At 43.2% G+C, this 21726-nt stretch carries 19 protein-coding genes and 1 riboswitch; of the genes, 8 read left to right on the forward strand and 11 right to left on the reverse strand.

Going from position 1 to position 21726, the window contains the following annotated elements; genetic code table 11:
- Positions 1-1797, forward strand: a 1797-nt coding sequence (gene ygjK / locus AND4_RS15275; RefSeq protein WP_009843880.1) for an alpha-glucosidase, incomplete at its 5' end; no start/stop codon positions are given.
- A gap of 198 nt (positions 1798-1995) precedes the next feature.
- Here ygjK and AND4_RS15280 read toward each other — a convergent pair.
- Positions 1996-2247: a TIGR03643 family protein gene (locus tag AND4_RS15280; protein WP_009843881.1), complete on the reverse strand. Its 252-nt coding sequence runs from the start codon at positions 2245-2247 to the stop codon at positions 1996-1998.
- Positions 2248-2353: 106 nt separating this feature from the next.
- On the reverse strand, positions 2354-2773 hold the full coding sequence (locus tag AND4_RS15285) for a VOC family protein (RefSeq protein ID WP_009843882.1): 420 nt from the start codon (positions 2771-2773) through the stop codon (positions 2354-2356).
- A gap of 192 nt (positions 2774-2965) precedes the next feature.
- Here AND4_RS15285 and AND4_RS15290 point away from each other — a divergent pair, with 192 nt between their 5' ends.
- The 4 genes from AND4_RS15290 to AND4_RS15305 all read left to right on the forward strand — a co-directional run bounded on the left by AND4_RS15290 (position 2966) and on the right by AND4_RS15305 (position 6282).
- Positions 2966-3427 carry an ecotin family protein gene (locus AND4_RS15290; RefSeq protein ID WP_009843883.1) on the forward strand — a complete coding sequence of 154 codons (462 nt, stop codon included), beginning with the start codon at positions 2966-2968 and terminating at the stop codon, positions 3425-3427.
- On the forward strand, positions 3424-3732 hold the full coding sequence (locus tag AND4_RS15295) for an MliC family protein (protein ID WP_009843884.1): 309 nt from the start codon (positions 3424-3426) through the stop codon (positions 3730-3732). The genes AND4_RS15290 and AND4_RS15295 overlap by 4 nt, the downstream gene beginning before the upstream one ends.
- Before the next feature lie 562 nt (positions 3733-4294).
- Positions 4295-4699, forward strand: a complete 405-nt coding sequence (locus tag AND4_RS15300; protein WP_009843885.1) for a hypothetical protein — start codon at positions 4295-4297, stop codon at positions 4697-4699.
- Positions 4700-4713: 14 nt separating this feature from the next.
- The gene (locus AND4_RS15305; RefSeq protein ID WP_009843886.1) at positions 4714-6282 is read left to right on the forward strand and encodes an NAD(P)-binding protein; all 1569 of its coding nucleotides are present in this window, start codon (positions 4714-4716) and stop codon (positions 6280-6282) included.
- A gap of 134 nt (positions 6283-6416) precedes the next feature.
- Here AND4_RS15305 and AND4_RS15310 read toward each other — a convergent pair whose 3' ends face one another.
- Both AND4_RS15310 and AND4_RS15315 read right to left on the reverse strand, forming a co-directional pair.
- Entirely contained in the window at positions 6417-6908 is a 492-nt protein-coding gene (locus AND4_RS15310) for a VOC family protein (RefSeq protein ID WP_009843887.1), read from the reverse strand.
- A gap of 313 nt (positions 6909-7221) precedes the next feature.
- On the reverse strand, positions 7222-7560 hold the full coding sequence (locus AND4_RS15315) for a DUF4144 family protein (protein ID WP_009843888.1): 339 nt from the start codon (positions 7558-7560) through the stop codon (positions 7222-7224).
- Positions 7561-7902: 342 nt separating this feature from the next.
- On the opposite strand from AND4_RS15315, the gene AND4_RS15320 reads away from it, so the two are divergent.
- Positions 7903-11340 (forward strand): M66 family metalloprotease, encoded by a 3438-nt coding sequence (locus AND4_RS15320; protein ID WP_009843889.1) that lies wholly within the window; start codon positions 7903-7905, stop codon positions 11338-11340.
- A 221-nt stretch (positions 11341-11561) separates the two neighbouring features.
- Here AND4_RS15320 and AND4_RS15325 read toward each other — a convergent pair whose 3' ends face one another.
- Positions 11562-12098, reverse strand: coding sequence for a DUF924 family protein (locus tag AND4_RS15325; RefSeq protein ID WP_009843890.1), 537 nt, complete (start codon positions 12096-12098; stop codon positions 11562-11564).
- Between the two features lie 279 nt (positions 12099-12377).
- On the opposite strand from AND4_RS15325, the gene AND4_RS15330 reads away from it, so the two are divergent.
- On the forward strand, positions 12378-13511 hold the full coding sequence (locus tag AND4_RS15330; protein ID WP_009843891.1) for a glycerate kinase: 1134 nt from the start codon (positions 12378-12380) through the stop codon (positions 13509-13511).
- A gap of 101 nt (positions 13512-13612) precedes the next feature.
- Here AND4_RS15330 and AND4_RS15335 read toward each other — a convergent pair whose 3' ends face one another.
- The 3 genes from AND4_RS15335 to AND4_RS15345 are packed head-to-tail and all read right to left on the reverse strand — an operon-like array spanning position 13613 to position 15938.
- A complete protein-coding gene (locus AND4_RS15335) occupies positions 13613-14815 on the reverse strand; it encodes an MFS transporter (protein WP_009843892.1) in 1203 nt (400 codons plus the stop codon).
- Positions 14815-15219, reverse strand: a complete 405-nt coding sequence (locus AND4_RS15340) for a VOC family protein (RefSeq protein ID WP_043991753.1) — start codon at positions 15217-15219, stop codon at positions 14815-14817. Before AND4_RS15340 ends, AND4_RS15335 begins: the two co-directional genes overlap by 1 nt.
- The gene (locus AND4_RS15345; protein ID WP_009843894.1) at positions 15189-15938 is read right to left on the reverse strand and encodes a hypothetical protein; all 750 of its coding nucleotides are present in this window, start codon (positions 15936-15938) and stop codon (positions 15189-15191) included. Before AND4_RS15345 ends, AND4_RS15340 begins: the two co-directional genes overlap by 31 nt.
- Positions 15939-16654: 716 nt before the next feature.
- Between AND4_RS15345 and AND4_RS15350 the strand changes: the two genes are divergently transcribed.
- Positions 16655-16960 carry a hypothetical protein gene (locus AND4_RS15350; RefSeq protein WP_009843895.1) on the forward strand — a complete coding sequence of 102 codons (306 nt, stop codon included), beginning with the start codon at positions 16655-16657 and terminating at the stop codon, positions 16958-16960.
- Positions 16961-17190: 230 nt separating this feature from the next.
- Here AND4_RS15350 and AND4_RS15355 read toward each other — a convergent pair whose 3' ends face one another.
- The 3 genes from AND4_RS15355 to thiD form a co-directional block, all read right to left on the reverse strand.
- Positions 17191-18060, reverse strand: a complete 870-nt coding sequence (locus tag AND4_RS15355) for a hypothetical protein (protein WP_009843896.1) — start codon at positions 18058-18060, stop codon at positions 17191-17193.
- 1266 nt (positions 18061-19326) lie between these two features.
- The gene (locus tag AND4_RS15360) at positions 19327-20052 is read right to left on the reverse strand and encodes a phosphatase PAP2 family protein (protein ID WP_043991755.1); all 726 of its coding nucleotides are present in this window, start codon (positions 20050-20052) and stop codon (positions 19327-19329) included.
- Positions 20053-20310: 258 nt separating this feature from the next.
- A complete protein-coding gene (thiD, locus tag AND4_RS15365) occupies positions 20311-21180 on the reverse strand; it encodes a bifunctional hydroxymethylpyrimidine kinase/phosphomethylpyrimidine kinase (RefSeq protein ID WP_009843898.1) in 870 nt (289 codons plus the stop codon).
- A gap of 104 nt (positions 21181-21284) precedes the next feature.
- A riboswitch (TPP riboswitch) is annotated at positions 21285-21395 on the reverse strand.
- Positions 21396-21726: the final 331 nt, after the last annotated feature.

Genomic DNA, 21726 nt, shown 5'->3' on the forward strand with positions numbered 1-21726 from the left:
GGCTACATGCACGATTCAGCAATGCGTTGGGAAGAATACCTAGAAAACGGTCTAACCAACGGTGCTGCTTCAAAAGAGCATGAGTTCGTCGCAGTAAAAGCAATGGAAACACTAAGTGCAAACTGGCGTGGTGCAGCGGGTGCTATTGACCATGACACAGTGACGCCATCGGTAACGGCGCCTTATTTTTCTGGCAACATGACTTGGCCGTGGGATACATGGAAACAAGCGTACGCAATGGCGCACTTCAACCCAGATGTGGCGATGGAAAACATTCGTACAGTGTTCCAATACCAAGTTCAGTCTGATGATCCCGTTCGCCCTTGGGACCAGGGGTACTTGCTTGACGTGGTCACTTACAACTTGCCGGCAGAACGTTGGGAAGGCATGTCAGCAGAATACAAGAAAGTTTTCCCGCTTGCGACAGACGGTTTGAACTGGAACGAACGCAATACCAAGCCATCTCTTGCTGCATGGGCAGTATGGGAAGTGTACACGGCACTGAGAGACGAGCATCACCGTCCGGAAGAAGCGAAGCAGTGGCTAGAAGAGATGTATCCGAAGTTGGTGGCATTTCACGATTGGTGGCTACGTGCTCGCGATACAAACAGAAACGGCATCCCTGAATATGGTGCAGCAAAAGACCCAATTCATACTGTATTTGAAGATGATGTGAATGATGGTTCTTGGGGATCGGATGCGTCCGTCGACGACATGAAGTTCCAGTACAAAGACGAAGCGAATGGCGACAAGTGGATCAAAGAGACTGGCATCGAGAAATACAATCAGTTGCTAACGTCCGGTGATTACACTGCGATGAGCATCCCTGCAAAAGTAGCTGCGGGTTGGGAATCTGGCCGTGACAACGCGGGTGTATTTGGCTTTATTGACACCATCGACAACCTACAAGGTATGTCTGAACTGCCGACACAAGACGAAGCAAAAGTGATCGACCAAATGGGTCGCTATGCACACGACACTCACGGATTCGATAACACCTACGACATGGTTATGGGTAAAGATGGCTCAGTGGTGACTTACCGTAATGGTTCGCCAGAGAACATGGACAAGCTGGCTCTAGCGAAGAAAGACTGGGAAGTGAAGTTCAACGAGAACACCAACGATGCAAATAAACTGTCTGGTTACTCGCTGATGCAAGAATCGGTAGATCAAGCCTCTTACTGGTACTCGGATAACTTGTTCCTATCGCAAATCTCAGAAGTATTGGGCAAAGCAAATAAAGCGGCTGAGTTTAAAGCGAAAGCGGAAGACGCAAAAGAGTACATCAACCGGTGTATGTTTGATGAATCAACCGGTTTCTACTACGACATCGAAGTGGTAACTGGTGGCTTGAGCAACCAATGTGCGGGCCCAATGTTGGTGAAACGAGGCATGGGTCCAGAGGGATGGTCGCCACTATTCAACAACGCGGCAACGCAAGAGCATGCCGATCAAGTGGTGAGAAATATGCTGGATACCAGAAAGTTTAACTCACCAATGATCCCTCTGGGCACGGCGTCGATGGATAACCCGGCTTACGGCCCAGACATTTACTGGCGTGGTCGTGTGTGGCTAGATCAGTTCTACTTCGGTGTGCGTGGTATGGACAACTATGGTTACGGTGTGGAAGCGCGTCAAATGGTGGATAAGCTATTCAAGAACGCGCAAGGCTTAACGAAAACGACACCAATTCAGGAAAACTACAATCCTGAAACTGGAGCAGTGCAGGGCGCAAACAACTTCTCCTGGAGTGCGGCGCACCTATACATGTTGTACAACGGCTTTGTAGGCAAGTAACCAGGCTTGTTCATGAAGGCTATGCATCTCAGTTGATGGCGAGAAGAGACTGAGATGCTTAGCCTTTGTTCAATTTAGCATCATACCGCCTGAAAGGTACGAGCATATGCCGTGTCGATGACGGAATTTATGCGAGCTCGGATGCCTAATATTATGTTCTAGAACTGAAGATTCAATGTTTCTATGCGGTGTGACCGCTCAACGTTGTTTGTATTGCGTTGGACAGTAGCCTCTATCCACTTCAGGTGAACGCAGCTTCATGTGTTTTGTATTACGGCCAGAGACGCGTTGTCGCCAAAGTTTAAAACTGCGAGGTTTGAGCTGACGGCGCATCAGACTGATCACGCTACTCTCATTCAGACCAAATTGATGTTCAATTGCTTCAAATGGGGTTCGGTCTTCCCATGCCATTTCGATGATTCTGGATAATGCGTCGTCACTGAGTGTCATGGTGTGTTCCTCATCTATTATTGCCAGATTCTAGCTAGGTTTGTTCATACGTAACTTGGAACATAAGGGGTTAACTGGCAATCAAGAATGAGGCATGGCAGCAGAATTACTTCTGTGGTTTAAGCTCAACCACATTGCCCTCTGGATCATGTAAATACACAGAACGACCAAATCCCTGAGCACCATATCGTTCCGTAAACTCATCGACTTGGACACTATTTTGATGAAGAAATTCAAGTAATTCAGCTTCTTTGAAAGGTGCAATTTGCAGGCAGAAATGGTCGAGGTTACGACCGTCCTGATTTGGTGACTTGCCGCCTAATTTCCCGAGTTCACTGTCCACCTTAACCAAATCAATGATTGCCGTGCCTGCCCGTAACTGAGTTAACCCTAACTCTGGTAATTCTCGCTCGATAGGACAACCCAATAAGTCTCGATAGAAACGCAGCATTGCGTCGAGATTGTCTGTTCGTAGTACCAGATGGTCGAGGGCTCTAATTTCAATAGGGTTACGTTGGTTTGCCATGATACGTTCCTTTTTCGAGCACTGAGAAGAGTATATACCAGCAAGTTGATCGTCAAAGCAAATCCGACAACAAACGCTCGTCTGGAGTGAGTGTCGTAATTGTGAGAGTCAACCTTAAATCCTATTTTGCTCTCACCATTAACGGCAATTCCCCATTACAATATGAATGTCCATATGAAAAAGGAAAAAACGATGAAAGCAGTTTGGTTGGCCACGGTTGCAACGGCACTGAGCGGGTGCTCGGCAATGAACTCAGTAAGTGATGTACCTCGCCCATCGGCAGAGATGTTCCCAGAGATGGAGAATATGGCGAAGCACGTTTTCTATGTCGATCCAGCGGACAACGAGTCAGATAAGCGCGTTGAGCTTGTGGTTGGAAAAATGATGGAAACGGATTGTAATCGCGTTTCTCTTGGCGGCAGTGTGAGTGAGCATTCGCTTGAGGGCTGGGGCTACACTTACTACCAAGTAGAAACTTCACCAGCTGGTGGAATCTCTACGCTGATGGGGTGCCCTGAAGACATGGAAAAGCTGGAAACATTCGTTCAAATGCCAGCGCGTGACCTATACCGTTACAACAGTAAATTACCTGTTGTGGTTTACGCCCCTGCGGATTTGGACGTGAATATTCGTATTTGGGCACCTGAACAATGATCGCTGAACCGTCAAAAATCGTAGCAGCATCGGTTGTTGTGTTTTTGCTGGGGGGCTGCGCCTCAGCGACTCCGGAGTATCAATACCGTTGTGAGGATGGTCAACAGTTTTCTGCCCGTTTTGAGCAGGAAAAAGCGCAGATTACCGTTGATGGCGGAAGAGAAATTGAACTCACACAAGTTCGCTCTGCCTCTGGTGTTAGGTATATATCTGATGACCAAATGCTTGCGCTGCATACTAAAGGTGACGAAGCAATTTTGGTCGTCAATGAACTATCGCAGGCCACATGTCATATGACTAAGTAATCGAATAATCTAAAGGCTTGATTGACAACAAGCCTTTTTGAAAACACAAATCACACGGACAGTATTATGTGGGCAGTTTTAAAACGTATTGCCACCCATACTTGTTCAAAATGGCTTCATTTATTTGATTAAATACCACTCAGTGTCGTTTTCTCATTAAGTCAACCTACATTGTCGTAACTTTTAGTGAGATATTCCCCCTTTGAATGAAATTTTAGTGATTAATATGTTATTAATTGTGGCGCGATTAAGGCTATTGGGTTTTCTGTCACTTAAAATCGTTGTAATTGACTACCTTCCTCACTTTTCTTTTCTCTCTTGAAGATATTTCCAGTCTCGTAAACGTTTTAGCCTTTCATTTTGCTTTTGGTGTTATTTAAATAATATGTCTTGTGTTTTTACAAGGTATTGATTTTATTGTCATTAATTTAATTTCTCATTCACTTTTTAATGGCGCATCTCTCACGTAATTAAACTACTTATACCAATAGTCGCTAACTTGAAATTGAGATACATTCTCGATTGGGAATAATCCCGCTATAAATATAAGGATAATACTGTAATGAAAAGCGTTCTTGGCTTAGTGACCCTTCTTGCTGCTTCTTTGGCTCATGCTGGAGATGCAATTACCTTTCCCACTCAACCAGCAGCAGAGGCAAGTGGGGCCATCGTCTTTCCTGTTGTTAAGCAGCCAATTGTATTGATCAATGGTTATGAAGTAGAAGGTGGTGTTTTGCGTTCTCGCACTTATGACTGTGGTAATGATATCAGTGATTTAAATCTGTCTGCACAACTAGTTTGGGAGGGAGTAACACCAAAAGTACTGGTTGTTTCTGATGATATGATCCGCTGCCGCTCGCTCACGAACAGCCCTTTTGAATTGGACATCAACGGTGTGCTTGATCAGCTTCCGAATTACGAACAATATCGAGTTGAAATCGCAAATCGCGTTAATTTTCACCGATAACTCGGGGTAAGACGATGATTTGTGATGCTATCAATGATGGAGAGATTGAGGCCTGCACCAGTGCAGGCCGATCTCGCCCGAAAGTTGCGATTTTTGGCGCTGGAATTTCCGGTCTAGCCGTTGCGCACAATTGTGTCAAACAGGGGTTCGATGTTGCCGTTTATGATAAGGAGCTCTATACCGGAGGAAAGTGTATTGGTACCGTAGATGAAAAAGGAAGGGTTCACGAACTCACTCATCGGCAGTTCTTTGCGAAAAATCACAACCTCATTAACTTTCTTAAGGCGATCCCTTCAGGGACAGGGAATTGTTTTGATTCACTTTATCCTCAGGATTTTGTTCAATTCTCTTGGGCTCAAAACAATAAGTTGCTTACGTTTCAGCGTCGTTACTTTACCCGCTTAGAAAAGCTATGGGATAATGCAAAGTCAGCGTATTCAATGCTTTATTCTCAAGTACCAATCAAAGATACGCTTTGGTTCAAGCAACGGCTGCAAACCCCTCATTCTATGGAGGAGTTGGTTGGTGTTTCTGTCCGTGAATTCTTCTCTTACGATACCCGCCCAAAGCTTGCCAATTTCCTCAGAACGGTATTGATTGGTTGGATCGGAGCAACGGATGATACGCCAGCATTGGCTACTATAGATCTGCTCAATTATAAGGAAGGCGAGTTTCACCCATTTGCTCCACAAGCCTACAACTTGGGTATGAACAAGCCGATTAGTGATGCGCTTATTAATCCACTGACTCACTATCTAAAGCAGCAAGGCGTTCAATTTCATTTAGGTTACGAAGCGAAAGCGCTCCACCGCAACAAAGCAACAATGCGAATTGAAGGTGTTGATCTTCAAACCAATAATACCGTTTTAGCTGATTATTATGTATTTGCATTGCCAGCTCACGTGACACAATCTTTACTGGGTGAAACATGTCCAGCGTTGAGTTACGACTATGTATTGAGTCATGGTTTCCAGTTTTACTTTTCACAGATACCAGAGGTATTAAAAGATAGGACGGTTGGCTTGGTCCTCGACTCTCCTTGGGGGTTGAGCTACCACGTGAGCAGACAAAAAATGGCTACGGGTGAAATGACGTGTTTGTCGGTAACGGCAACCGAGCTAGATAGTGCGCGTGGTCTTCTGTATCAAAAACCAATGCTGTCCTGTACTGAGCAGCAAGTCAAAGATGAGCTACTGTTTCAACTTTTTGGACAACTGGACTTACTCGAACACTCGGCCTATGAAGGTTTTAGAGCAGGTCTGGGGGCGAAAATGGTAACACCGCAAGAGTTGGATGCCTTGTACGTTGATCACTTTCATGGTGATATTTTCATCGATGAGCGTGGACAGCCTCATTGCTGGGTTTTGCAGCATGCATTAACACAGCCTACCGCTCAGAGCTCGCTCACTACCACTGTAAAAGATTTCTCTAACGTCTTCTTAAGCGGTGAGTACTTGTCTGATCCAAGGCAAACTTGGCGAGTTCCCGTAACTCTGGAACGTTGCATTGAAACCGCTAACTTGTGTTCGTTAGATTTGACCGAGCGGGCTCTGTCTGATTCTTACGTACTCATGCCCAAGTAACTTCAAGATGAAGGATTCGGAGCGTTGTCATTGATTCCCCGTTAACCAAAAGCAAGGAAACAATCAAGCGGAATAGCAAGCTCTTTCCAAGTCATTCTCGTTGAACCATGCATCTCGAGGTTACTTGGGTACCATTATTCGTAATCAGACGCGTAAGTTTCTTCGTAAGTGTGCGAGTAAAGCTCGAATAGGTTACCAAATGGGTCTTCCATGTAGATCATTTGGGCTTGTTTGTTATCGTCCTCTGGGTGGTAGCGCATGATGTCCATGCGAGCTTTACCGCCGAACTCTTCAATGCGTTTGATCGTTTGTGGGAATTGCTCTTTTGCTATTTGCAGACAGAAGTGAAAGATGCCGAGACGAGAAAAGTCTACCTCGTGACGCTTTTGACGCTCCTTCATTTCAAATAGCTCAACACCGATGCCGTCAGAAGTGACTAGGTGAGCGATGTTAAAGCCTTTGAAGCCCTCACCGAATACCGCAATACACATACGACCGATCGCTGATTGCCGTTCTTCGATTACTTTTGTGTTGTTCATTACGATGCGAAGTCCAAGGGCCTTAGTATAGAACTCAACGGCCTTGTCCATATCGCCAACCATGATGCCTACGTGATTCATTTTCATAATTCTGCTCCAAAATCTGTGATATCAAATTGATGTTTTGTTTCGATAGAGGAGAGTGTAGAGAAAATTTTAAATTAAATTAAATTATCAATAATTATTAAAATGATAATTTTTTTTTTGCTCTGAAGTGAAAAAAATCGCCTGATCCATTTCTAAAGGATCAGCTTAATGACCACATCCAGCTTGACTTCGATCTTACGGATATTTTTGTATGGGAATATGAGTAATAAGTTGCACTTTTCCACCACAACAAAAGGTTTGAATGTCGAGAACACAATTCACCTGCTCAGTGATGTGGAGGTAAATAGTGTGCCTACTGGCGTTGAGATGAATGCTGACTCGCCAAAGCTTCAATGGCTTGCTTAATCGAAGAAAAGTGGATTTTAATTATACAAGTTTGTGCCTGGCTAAATTTATGAGCTTGAATTAATTCCGTTACTTCGGTAACCGAGAAAGTGCGCAACTGCTTTTCAAATATGATCTTGTTTACGCCTTGTTGCCTTAGTGTGTAACAAGCGCCTTCCGTATCGATAATGAAGTCTTTTTCTTCCCAAATTAACGCGACACACTCTTTATTTAGCTCTGCTTGAGAGTCGAGATAAATCAGCTCATCGACGCCATCGAGTTTTAATAAACATGGGAATACGATCATTTTTTACCTGAATGGTGATGCGATGAGAAACGATAACCTCGGCAGTAAACGATTGCAAGATGATCGCTGTTGGTATGTGGGTTTTGCCTTGGTATGTTTTTGTTAATTTTATCGATAACAAGTTTGAAAATATCGTATTCTCATGCAAGTTATATAAATAAGTGACTGTTTTATAGTTGTATTTTTGATTTATTTCGGTTTCTTACAGCAGTTACAATTTGTCGATATGTATTTTTGAAGCCAGATCAATATATGGAATCACAGTAGATAGCGAGTCTTCACAGTGTCATTTAAATTCCTGAAGTGAATGTATAAACATCTGTATATCAATAGGAGTACACTATGAAGCTCACATCACTGTCGTTACTGATCAGTAGCGCACTGTTAAGCCAATCTGCGTTTGCAGGTACCACAAACCTCATTGAATTGGGTGAACAAGCCAAAGCTCAATTGAATCACATGCGACAACTCGCGACTGATGCCGCTAATGTGGTGGAACGCGAAGGACAACGTTTCCTCCAATATCAAGGTAAAGAATATTTGCTGAGCCATGAGAATTTCCCCAAATTCCCTCTAAATGACCGCGGTGGAGAGTACAGTGCGGCATTCCCATTTGTGGATGAAAACTGGGAATACGTTGCGTATAACGATGGTTTTTATTTACTGCATCGTGAACTCGGAATCATGAATTCAGATGATACGGGTTGTTATGTTAAATACACACCTGCGGCAGGTGGCTCGCAACATGACGATGGCAGTGACCTTGAGGAAAGTCCGTTAGTGCTTAGTACTGTTACCAGTGATTGTGGTAGCGTGATTCAACCTGAAATTACAGAATTCAGTGCTGGCTCAGTTTCTGATATCGGTGTTGAGTTGGTTTGGAATAAGCTGAGTGACGTTACCGAATACAATATTGCGTTAACTGAGCGTTCGGCTGGGCAATCTCCGATTACTTTTAACTATGTTGCTAAGGAATCTGGATTTTATATCGGTCATTTAACACCAGAGACAACGTATGAAGTAGAGCTTTCCGCATGCAATGTATTGAGTTGTGATACGGAAATGTTCAGCTTTACGACTCTACCAGCTCGCCTGAGTTACAATGATAGCCGCTCAGCAGTAAACCACCTTGTTGGCAATCTTCCTGCACATGTAAACTTTGCACAGACGCATACTAGCGTGATGCCAAATGGCAATGATGAAATTAAACATCCGAATCTTGTCATGGATCGCGCAGCACAACTTTTGGTCACGCCATCTCGCAAGAATATCAACCAAATGTGGGTCGATATTGAAGTCGAAGGAGTCAGCATGGGCCGATACGCTATGTACCCACCAAGTGCGTTAGCGGATACAGATCAGGTAGACAACGGCCGCAGTAAAGTGGTGTTTTCACATTATGCGTGGAGCTTCCCTTTGAATTGGGAATGGATGAAACCGGGATTGTCTCTTCGTTTTACGGATAACCAAAATAGAGAAGGAATTTTAACTAGCGAATTGTTGGAGTTTGGTGGCGCTCCGGAGTTGGTCATCCAGAATATTGATATCGGTATGTTGATCGAGCCACGCGACCAATATGAAATGATTCAACGTATGCCTGAATTGGCGACCGACTATTTCCAAAAAATCCCAGTGTCTAAACTAGTGATGGCGGATTACACACCGGTACATATGCGAACAATCACGTTGCCAAACGGTAAGGTGTACACCAGAGCGAGCGAGTATGAAGAACCGGGAGTTTATGGTGGTGATATGCGTGAATACATAGGTAAGCGCTTGGTTTCTATTGGCATCAATAATGCAAACTTTGGTATCACCGATACCGCAGGGGGTAATGCTCATTGGCCACGCCCATTTAGTCATATTACGGCACATAATAGTCGTGGTCAGTATCTAGCTAAAGACAAAAAAACAGAAGTAGTAACGTCCGTGGTAGTTAATCATGGCTTAAGCGGTGGGGGTGGTATGGTCACCTTGATTGGCTCTCGTGGTAACGAATGGTCACATGAGCTCGGTCATAACTTTGGCCGCGGTCATCACCCTAAAGACTCGTCTATTCACGATATGGAATCGGGGTGGGGTTGGGATGCGCGTTACCAACGTTTTATCGGTAACCTGCATTGGTCGGGTGCCGCGTACACCGTAGAAAATGAGCACAGTGGTGAAGTCGTGCCTCCATTTGCTAACGAGTTTCGCTTCATGCGTGAGGCTATGGCAGGCGGGGAAGATGCTCGTACAGGTTTGATCAGCAATTACACGCTGGAGCACCCTATCGCGGCTCGCGTGACGCAAGATTGGTTTAACCGCTCGAACAATTTGGATATGGATACCAGCACTGGCTTCTCCCAATGGGATCAGTATTCTCAACAATATGTTGAAGTTGATACAGAGTACGAGAAACCCTTAGAGCAGGGAGTTCCTGTTATTACGTTGTTAGGTATTTATGATCCGACAGAGAACAACCCAAGTCAGATTTACCCGTTAATTTACTCTAATTACGGTAATATCCATGAACTGCCTGTGCCAAACACTATTGAGCCACAGCTTGAAGGATGGCAACACATCGCGTCGATAGATGTGAATGATCGTCTCAATACTGAATGGCAAACCATGAAAGTTGACAATGAGAGGCTCCCAATTTGCCAGTTCAACTACACCAATGCAAACGGTGAGCAAGCGAACTTTGTTGGTTACGAAGATACAGCAAACCAGGTGTGTCGTACGACATCAGAGATGTTCTGGTCAGTAGATGGCAATCGTGAAATGCCAATATCTCAGCCCTCTGATTACCAGCTATTAGCGAGTAAAGGGGAATTGGCTGGACGTGTTACATACACGCCGACGATTGATCTTGGTGAAAAAGTGCTATGTAGTCTGGATAAAGATGGCACATCACATGACGGAGCCGGATTCATTGCAGATGGCAAGTGCCAGCAAATTGAGGGCGTGAAACACATTAACGGTGCAAACTGGACCTATGCTCTGCACAAAGGTGGTATCACCCAATACAGTCTTGCGTCGCAAAAACAGTGTGAGTTGTTGGTTGAAAAAGAAGACGGCACTGAGCAAAGAATTGCTCTTGCAGGGGCGCGCTACAATGCTGGGGAAAGCAATAAGTTCCACATTAACTTACCGATGGAGACACACCCAGAGCGTATTACACTGAGTTGCTTTATTGGCTCGAACAGCAGCATTCTTGATACGGTTGTAACGCCACGTAACCCAGATGCCGATAAGTTGGTTGGGCCCGTGATCATCGGTCAGGAATATGGTTACCAAGCGTTTGAATCAAAAATGCCTTCAGGTTGGTTTACACACACCGAAACGTTCCGTCCAGATACGTTATCTAATCAAGACCGTGGGTATCTGGCAACGTTGCGTTTAGGGAATGAATACCCGTACGTGTGCCGTTTTCCTATGATGGTTAACAGTGTAGAGAAAACATTGCATGGTTATGTGGAAGATCTAGGCAATGGTGATTTCCAATGTACGGGTGGAGATGAGATCACGGTACGTGACTCTAGTGGTGAACGTCCGTTGTTGTCGGAGCTAAACCGGTTCGAATGGCTGTCACTGAACAACCGTGCAGATGTTGGCCAAAGAGTGAAAGCAACGGAGAGCAGTGATGCTAACTTGTGCTCACTCACTAAAGGTGGCGAGTGGTACGGTGCAGGTTATGTCAACGAACTCGGTAAATGCGTCCAAGAACCGGAAGTGTACTGGTCTAACGGCAACCCTTGGCTTTTCTCAGACGGGTATGGTCAATACAGTTACCGTTAATAGCTTTTAGCTCGTTAATAACTTTGATTTCGTTAATACCAATGATCTCGTTAACAAACTTGATCTCGTAAAAAATATTGATTTAACACGGGGCTATTTCTCTTATCGTTCTTCATCAGAACTGTGATTGATTTAGCCTTTCATTCTAGCGCAAAAGCCAGCAATTGCTGGCTTTTTTAGTGTTTACGGTGTTGTGCTCGTTATCCATGTGCTAGCGGTGTTTAAAAACTCGATCCCGGCTGCTGTAAGAATTCCACTTCTTCTGTGGTGCTATCACGACCTAATATTTTATTGCGGTGTGGGTAGCGACCAAAGCGATCAATGATCACTTTATGCTTTAGTTCGAATTCATAATTTGATTCACGCCCCAGTGCTCCGAATAGTTTCTCTGCTTCTTCATGAATTCGCTTAGATTCACTGTGCATATATGGCATGTACAAAAAGCTGCGTTCAACGTCGGTCAATTCTTGGTCCACACCTAGATGAATTGCCTCTTGTGCTAAGGCAAGCGCGAGAGCATCTTGGGCAAAAGCTTTCGGCGTGTTGCGGTAAACATTGCGAGAGAATTGGTCGAGCACAATGATCTCGGCAAGGCGGCCTTGTGCTGTCTCTCGCCAATGAAACAACTCAGATTGGGCGGCCTGTTCTAGGATGGTGAGAAAGCGTGTTTCGATTTGTTTATCGACGTCGGAACTACTCACAAACCAGTCTTTTGATTCCAGTTCTTCAAACCAGAAAGTCAGGATCTCTTGGTACATAGGTGCTGCTCTGATAGAAAAAGAGCGAAGAGTATAACCCTTATATCTAAGTTTTGCCTATCGGACGTAAGTTCGCGTTTGGTAAATCCGTTCTTAATCAGAAATCGGAGATCGCAGTTGATAAAATCAGTGCCGTGGCGAACATATCAACGCAAGATCTTACTGATTTGATTGAGTTCTGTATCGCGAGTTAGTGAAGTGAGCTAAATTAACAATGTGCAAGTGAACGAAATTAACTGGATTTATACAGCATTGTTTGTGTGTTTATCGGAGAATGAAATGAAAGTTGTGATTGCCCCAGATTCGTTTAAAGAGAGTTTGACTGCAAAGCAGGTGAGTGAGGCGATCAAGCTGGGGTTGTCTCGTGTTTGGCAAGATGCAGAATTTGTCGTTGTGCCCGTTGCTGACGGTGGTGAGGGTACGGTTCAATCTTTAATAGATGCGACAGAAGGTGAGCAGGTTTTCGTGACGGTAAAAGACCCCTGTGGTCATGACGTTGAGGCGCTTTACGGTATTCTCGGTGATGGTAAAACGGCGGTGATCGAAATGGCAGAGGCAAGCGGCTTACATCTGGTCCCCAAGACGCAACGAGACCCCAAAAATACCAGCAGCTTTGGTACTGGTCAGTTAATTTTACATGCGCTTGATCGTGGTATTCAACGCTTGATCATCGGTTTGGGGGGCAGCGCAACCAATGACGGTGGCACAGGCATGCTGGCGGCGCTAGGTGTGAAGTTCCTCGATGACTCAGGTCTGCCAATTCCGCTTAATGGTGGTGGCTTGGTCGAACTAGCAAGTATCGATACATCTGATCTTGACCCTCGTTTAGCGGGTTGCGAAGTACTGGTGGCGTGTGATGTTGATAACCCCTTGTGCGGTGATACAGGGGCTTCCGCAATTTTTGGTCCGCAAAAGGGGGCGACTCCTGTGGATGTTGAGCTTTTAGATTCTGCCCTAAGAAAGTACGGAGAACTAACAGAACAATTGACTGGCAAGCATGTGCTGACGCAAAAAGGCGCAGGAGCTGCCGGGGGGATGGGGGCGGCATTCGTCGGTTACCTACCAGCATGCCTAAAACCAGGTATTGAGATTGTATTAGACACAGTGAAGCTCGCAGAGCAAGTCGAAGATGCAGATATCGTTTTTACCGCAGAAGGTAGAATTGACTGTCAAACCATGTATGGCAAAACCCCGATGGGAGTTGCGAAAGTTGCCAAGCAGTTTGATCGACCAGTGATCGCATTGGCAGGATGTACTAGTGATGATTTCCAAGTGGTGTACGAGTGCGGTATTGATGCGGTGTTCGCGTGTATGCCACGTGTAATGAGCTTGCCTGAAGCTATATCAGAGGCCGATGTAAACCTCGCAAACTTAGCAGAGAATGTGGCAAGGTTATGGCAATTACCCCGATAGTCCTCTCATCGCTCTCGAGTGTTTTTGAGAGACAATATCCTCTTTCAGTTATAAAAAACGATATCGTCTCTGAAGTTGGCCTTTTAACCTATTAAACTCATTTAGGATTGTTGAAGAGCAGGGTTATGTGTCTGAGCGGATGGCACGAGAGAATAATGCACAGACAGAAGAGCTGGTATCACACATAGAGCCGCGTACAATCCAACAAAGCTAGCATCATATTCAGTGGTCATCGCCACAATTAGCGGAGTTAAACCACCAAAAATAGACAATGCAATATTGTAACAAAGTCCGAGAACTACCGTTTGGTTTTTCGCTATTTGCGCGAGAACCACGGCTAAATTGGCGAGTATTATTGCCGAAATTATGCTTATGATGAGCATTGCTATAATGGCTACTTCTGTTACTGCGTGAGTTAATAGCCAGTAAGCGGGAAAATAAAGAAGAGCACCAACCAGTGAACTTGCTCTAAAAGCGTGTTTTGGCGTGGTTATCTTATCGGTTAAGTAACCAGATAATAGAATACATGCCAGTAATAATGATGAATTTATCAGCGAGAAGTGTGGAATATCGACCGATTTTTGCAAAATAGTGCTTGATAGATTTTGTATATAAAAGACAACCGCACCACCCATCGAAATAAAGAATAGAGTTATCCACTGTCTTGGACTCTGTTTTGTTTTTTCTACAATAGGGTTGACTTCTTTGGGTAATTTAGAACGAAACCAAAAACTGACAGCAATATTAATACCACCAATGAGAAGTGGGATTCTCCATCCATAACTTTGCATTGCTTCACTTGAAAGCGACAACTTTAGTGTTTCAACAATAGCGATAGACAATAAGACACCGACGATAGAGCTTGCTACAATGAGGCAGCTTGTTCTTGATACTTCTTTTTTTGGGGAGTGGTTCGTTAAATAATTTATAACGGTTGGATACTCTCCTCCAAAACTAAATGCTTGGATAATTTGAAGAAAGAGGAAATAAAAAACAATATACTCAAGTTCAGTGGGCAGTAAGGCCATAGTGAGCGTTGCAAAACCAGTAAGGCTACTGGTTATTATTAATGCATTTTTTTTGCCGTAGTAGTCTGCGATGTTTCCAACGATATAGCCACCAAGAGGGCGTAGTAAAAAGCGTAAAGCAAACATCCCCCATATTAGAGTCGTAGCATTCTCATATCCATGATTTTCCATAATTTGAGTGAGAAAGGGGGCGATTGCAGCGAATACGGCAATATCATAAAATTCCATAGCATTGCCAGCAACGACAGCCAACCTTTGCTTCCAAGTCAATAGCATTAGATATTATTCCTCTGTATAAATTCTATTTGATTACGTTCTGGGTCTAGAGCGAAAAAGTACGAAAAGAGACCTAATCTCGCTTTCTGTATTTCGCTACATTGATAGTTTGGGCTTAGTTTTTCTCTTATTTTTTTTAAGTCACTTACTTGTAAAGCAAAGTGAGTGATTCCTGATTTTTTTAACTCAGGTAAAGCTTGTGAATCATCGATGTTTATGTGTTCTTGGTCCTCCTTTGGAAAATTGAATAGTTCAATATAAGTATGATTGCCACGCATCAACAAAATAGTGACGTCATCATCTTGATAAGAACGATATTTATCAAAGCCGACTATTTCATAAAAGCGGCAACATTGTTCGAGATTTCGACACGTTATTGAGACATGGTGTAGTTGGATAGACATGCTTGAGCGATCCCCGATTTCTTGAGCGCATTAAAGAGGTATGAAGATGATTTTCCAGAACAGTTAAGCTTTCTTTTGATCGATTCAATTCTTTTTCTTTCTGCTGTCTCGCTACATCGATGAATCCAAGCGATTTCTTTTATTGATTTCAGTTGTAAGAGCCACTGAATCGTCTGCATCTCTTTTTCTGAGAAAGTTAAACCACCAAATGAGTATTGAGAAATATCGATGTTAAGTAGCGTTTCATCAGTAGCTGGAGCGAGTGTCGGCGCTGGGATTTTAAGATAATTTGGCTTTTCCGTGTGCCATATGTTTTGGGCTAAATACCCGATTTGTGGTTTTAGCGAAGAAAGGTTCAAAATAGAACGAACGCTAAGTGGTTGATTGGAAGCCAATGAAAGTATATCGATATATTCTTCGTTCGAGGTAGTGATATCCACTTTTTGTTCAGCGTGAATCTTTTTAAGTATCTGCTTATGATCTTCATCTATTTTATTCCAGACGTTCACACCTTCTTCACACCGTTTTCCAACGGATTTATACATATCTTCTGACCAATATTCTAAGTGCCAGTTGTAGTCCGTACAGATAGTTAATAGTTTATTTTGAGCAGTATCTATTCTTGAAAATGCAACGTGAATCACGTTTCTATTATTGAAGCCAAGGTGGCTTTTAAATTTCTTGCATGCTTCTTCCATGTTTCTTTCTTCAACATTCATAGCTAACCACCTGACAAATAGTGAAAAATTCATTCCTATCATATTCTTATGTATTTGTCAGGTTCTAAAATTAGTAACCTAACAATGCATATGAAATTAATAGAGAATGTATACCACTGTTACATCGATGAATAAACTATATTTTATAAAATAAATATATTAACTAAATGATAGATAAGTGGTGATAAAATTGTCATATAATGAGCGTGAGTTTGATTACGATAGAATTGTAAATTAACTGACTTTTTACTTGATGATAATAATGAAAGTAGAGAGGGTGTAGTCGATAAAACAATCGTAATCTAGACTCGTCTTGATAATTTATTCCTAGCTGCTTCCTGAATGGAAGCTGTGACTTGAGTAACCGCGAGAGTACTTATCTCTTTATTATCTTGCCTCCCCTTGGTCGATTAATTTCTTTCAAGCCGTTTGGGCTAAGGGGCTTTTTATTGAGTTAGACAATGTAAACTTCGACAAAGGGTGAACCATTTTCCCGTTAAAACCATTCTCTCGTTAAAGGACAATAGGAGAGAATTTTCAGTCAACGTTGTCTATCGCTATTTTTGTATTGACGGCGACGACCTAGTGGTGAAAACTGCCATTTTTCAAATCATAGGTTGCAAAGCAGAAACGTAAAATATCCTTAAATTAGCTAGGGATATCGACCTGCTTGAGAGTAAAATCTTGTCTTTAGTATTGTGTGGATCAGACGAGTAATGACCGTTAAGCCGGACCGAATGAGCGCGATGCGCGATATCATTGAACAAGTAAAAACCGAATTGCCGATTTACGAATCAGAGACCTTTGCTTGTGGCCCTGAAGGACAATGCATTGGTTGCCCTAAAAAATTGTTGGAAATGGTAGATTCTGAACTGAGCTATTGGGAATCTGCAATGGATCGCGGTATCACGCCTCAGTTTGATGAAATCCGTCGATTCGGCAAAATGTGCACTAGCGTACGCCGAGGTTTAATCCGGAATAATGTGCCGCTGCTCAAGCCTAATCCAGTCGGAAAAAGGTGAAGTAAACGACACTTTTCAATACATAAAAGTTGTATCAAGCTGCGCAAGGTTACAGTTATCGGCAGCAGAAGTTGAGCTTAAACAGGCGCAGAGCCGTTGTCGCACTTGCGATCGCTCATATCATAGCCGTTGGTAGTGCTACTAACAAAACAAAAGCACATCATAAACCTATGATGTGCTTTAAATTTTTATAAAAATACTAAGAATTCAATATATTCATATAGTCGGCATTAATGCTCTGCGATAGCTTGGTCTTCGGCACGGAATGTGAAGTCAGCTTGCTCACGAGGGTTGTCAGGCAAGTCAAACTCGATGATTGGAACCCAGATTCCTTCAGTTTGGTAGAAGTCTTCTTGGTAGTATTGAGCGTCTAGTTTTCCAGGTGTGCTACCTGAAAGGTAGAAGAACGCTTGGATTGGAAGAACGTTACCAATATTTTGGTACCAAGTTGCTATACGTATTTCATTTTGAGTAACTCTTGAGTTATCAATTAATTGTGTTGCACGTAAACTTTGGTAGAAACGTGCAGATGTGTCAACTTCTTTACTTGCCTCAGAAATATCAAAGCCACATTGGCCCCAATTGCCATTTTTCGACCAATGTGTGCGCCATTGCTCAGCTGTTGTAATGTTTTGCTCACTACATTTTTTCGATACATCCGGATTAGCTCTGTGCGCACCACATCCTTTGTCGCCACGGTTATTAGTAGCCGCGTCAATAGGGAACGAACATAGGTAATCCAAATCAATTTTCTCTTTAGGTGAGAAGTAGATAGGGTATAGAATGAACCCACTAGTGTAACCGTAAGCTAATTTTTCATATTTAGCGTCTTTACGGATGTATGAGAACGAGACGCCACCACTTTCTTGAGACGCAGGGCTTGGATTCCAGACTTTAAAAGCAGGGCTAGCTTCACCACCTCTAAACGTAACACCAGAACAAAGGAAAGCTGGAGCAGTTTTGCTACCACAGTCCTTTCTTGTATCGTTGTATGCTTTATTTAGGTATGCAGCTGTTTCCAAACCAGTTTGGTTTTCTGCAGCAGATGCAGTGTGGCTCAGGGTTAACCCTATGCCAACCATTAACATGCTCAATTTCATATTTACTCCTTAATTGATAGCTTCTGAATTTCATGCTTTCTCATTAATTGAGATAAGCTTGTTCCTTAATTAAGTATTAAGGCGCGATCTACTAACCTCTAACCAGACCAGTTAGAGTGGATTACTCTTGTGACTTTATATTAGAGGGGGCCAGTATTACGACTGAAATAAACCTGTATAACATGATTTATTTAGAGTGATTTTTGTGGTCTATTTTTTGTTATATCTATCTATACAGTAGTCTGAATTATGGCGGAGATTATATTTAAAGGTGAAAAACATTAAGTGTTAAATTAGTATTAAATCAATAGTGATTTAGCATTAAATTGGTGTTGGTTTGGTTATTTCTGGCTGCATTATCTATAGCTGCACAAAATGTTGACTTTATTGCTTATCTCAGAGAGAAGGTATGCCTGTCCCATAGTGATTAATTCTTAAACGATAGACTGAGTTTCTGGCATGCCTATCCTTTAAGCTTGGTTTCACTCGATACATTGCTGTCTCTGAGCTTTCAATGCTGTTACGACCTGTCTTCCTGAGTAAATTGAGGAACACTTCGGCATCGGTTACGTTAGGTAAGTTCAGCTGCGACTATTTCGTGGGCGCTTGTATCTACTGCGATTTAGTTGTTTTGTAACGAGGTTTAGGCATGAGGATACGGCAATTGATGGGGTTAGCCGATCAGATCGTAGCTTCTTGATTTAGTTCTATTGATTTAAGCAACAAAGCCATCGCAAGCCAAAAATAGTGAATTTGTATGATCTGATTCCACACCCATAGCGAAGTTTATTTCAATTTAAATATTTGTGTAGAAGAATCAGGTCTAGCTCTTTCGGCAATAATTCTCTATCGCCATGAAAATAGATCCAGTCAAGAAAATTTTTCCAAGAAAAAGAATATGAGAAGAAGATTCTCAATATTTAAAGTAATTCATCATTAAGGGAAGTAAATATGGCTCAGAATAGTTACTAAATACCACTAAAAGAGCTTGTATGCGACAAGCTATATTTTTTTGTGGGCGTTTATTTCTAATTATGTTAATTAAAAGCATTATATCGCCGAAATGTTGGCAGGGGGCATTGGTGTGGGCTGGTTGACTTCAGGTGGCGCCGTAGCAGAGATGCATTACACACCCAACATGAATGGATCTAACGGCATTCACTCCGCCAAAAAGCGGTTAATCATGGTCTAAAACCTAGCTCTTAAGATACAAAACTTAAGAAGCCAACAAGTCGTTGGCTTCTTTTTATCTATTTTTTAATACGTTTACTTGGTCGCGAGGGCAACGAAAGGTGCTTTTTTAGTAATTTGAAATCTAGGCAGTAAGGTAAATACCACGGCGACAAACACCACTGAACCAATCAAATCTTCAATCCTATGCATACCTAGCCACAAGCGGCTATACGCTACGCCCATTGCCCAAACCCATAGGGTAGCGGCAGAAAAATAGCACTTGTTCTGCAAAAGTAATCCGCCAAAGAAGGCCAAGCAGATAGAAACGAAAATCGTGTGTCCAGATGGAAAGGAATAGTCTTTCTCACCTTGCCAGTGACGAGTGCGCCATTCGCTGACTTTTTCCGAGATCTTTCCAATCACACGCGCTTGCTGAGCGGCTTCTAGTTGATAAAACGCTTCTGGGTGCTCAATCAATTGTTCAGCGGCGAGCAATTCGGTGTAGGGACGCGGGCTTTCTGTCATCAGTTTTAAGCCTGTTTTACTGGCGAAACCGATCACCAATAGCAACCCTAGCATGGAGAGCTTTTGCATCCAGTCGGTGCGAGATGGCTTAAAGCGGTAAAGGGACAGCAGCAGCAACATCAAAGTAATTAAAAAGCCTTTACTGCCAGCCGAATCGGTCAGCAGAGTAAAGAGAATGCCAGTGCCTTCAGAAACGTGAGAGGTAAGATCGTGATACGAGGCAAACAGCGAAAGTGGGATGATGCCAAGAATGAACAAGGCGAGCATCAGTAAACCGTATTTTTTTGTTTTCATGAAAAGTTGCGCTGCATTCAAAAATAGGCGGCCATCTTACGACAATTGATGTGAAAAACTTATCAACGCACTGTCAATTCGAGCGTAAAAGTCGCACTGAGATCATTTATAACGGCGGTAGCTGAGTATTAGAATGCAAATGTGCTTTCGAGTACCCGCGACGACCATGCAAAACTGTCTTTAGTTTAGCAGTAGCGTTCATGCTCAATCTGGCTAATATTGTGCTGATTACGAACTCGTGGCAGTAAGCTGAACGCATCAGCGTACATTGATGTGTCCTGCAAAAAAATGGTTCACCGGGCCGTGACCTTTACCGACATTTAATTCATCGGCGGTTGCGATAGCTTGACTGATGTATTGCTTACCCAAATGAACGGCTTTGTGTAGATTGTTGCCTTGACCAAGGTAAGAAGCGATCGCTGAAGACAGCGTACAGCCTGTACCATGGGTGTTTTGGGTTGGGAAGCGTTTAGCGCTGATTAACTCTGCGCTATCTTGCATGATAAGCAGATCGTTACTGTTTTCGTTGTTTTCCAGGTGACCGCCTTTTAACAGTACGGCTTTTGCACCCAGTGCGCGTAAATCCGCAATCATATCGTTCATTTCAGATTCTGATTGAGGCACTGCCTTACCCGTTAATGCTGCGCCTTCGGGTAGGTTAGGGGTGACGATGTCTGCGAGCGGAATTAATATCTCTTTTAAATTGCTTATCGCCGACGGTTCCAGTAATAAATCACCGCTGGTGGCCACCATAACAGGGTCAATCACGAGGTGCTTGGGTTGGTATTGCTTAATTTTGTTGGCAACGACCTTGATGGTCTGGGAATCAGCCAGCATGCCGACTTTGACAGCGACAATATTGAGGTCAGTAAATACCGCGTCGAGTTGACTCTCTACATGCTCGAGAGGAATGGGAAAAATTGCAGAAACGCCTTTGGTGTTTTGTGAGGTGATAGCGGTAATCACTGAACAAGCGAAACTACCGGTCGCGGACATCGCTTTGATGTCGGCTTGAATACCTGCGCCGCCACCGCTATCAGATCCTGCAATTGTTAAGACTATCGGAGTATTGGATGAAGTAATGGCGTATGGCTGTGTTGATGATGAGCCTTGGCTTTGCTGCTGCATTATGGTCGCTCCTATTACAGACGCAAAGGAACTGACTTGGCCATTGAAGAATGGTTGTTCTCCATATAGGCTAGCCGCGGCGATAAAGGTTCAGGCAAGCTAGTGGCAAAGTGATGATAGTTCCCTACGTCAGTGCTAACTGAATCAGGTTCAACGGGTCTCGAATTTCGATCTCAGCCTATGCATAAACTGCAAGGGCCCCCCGACTATTTCGTTAAGATGATAGCAGTTCACTCGATGACGGTGTGAGTATTTTTTCTGCCAACAGAAATATCACTTTAAGACGAGAACTTGCAGAGGGTATAAGGACATAGAGTTTGGAGTAAACGACGTGCTGCATTGAAAGTGGCAGTTCAAGACACCATCTAATAATGAAATATCGACATAATACGTAACGAATCGTTCTTTGATATAGCAAGGATTAGCACAACGCAAGGTTATAAAAGTGTTAATATTTAACGTGTTGCCAATATACCTTTGAGTCATTCAATTTATCAAATGCTTTTAGCGAGCAGGGACTAATTCAAAGATAGGGAAGGCCAGGAC

It is taken from the genome of Vibrio sp. AND4, assembly GCF_000171815.1.
Taxonomy (GTDB): Bacteria; Pseudomonadota; Gammaproteobacteria; order Enterobacterales; family Vibrionaceae; genus Vibrio.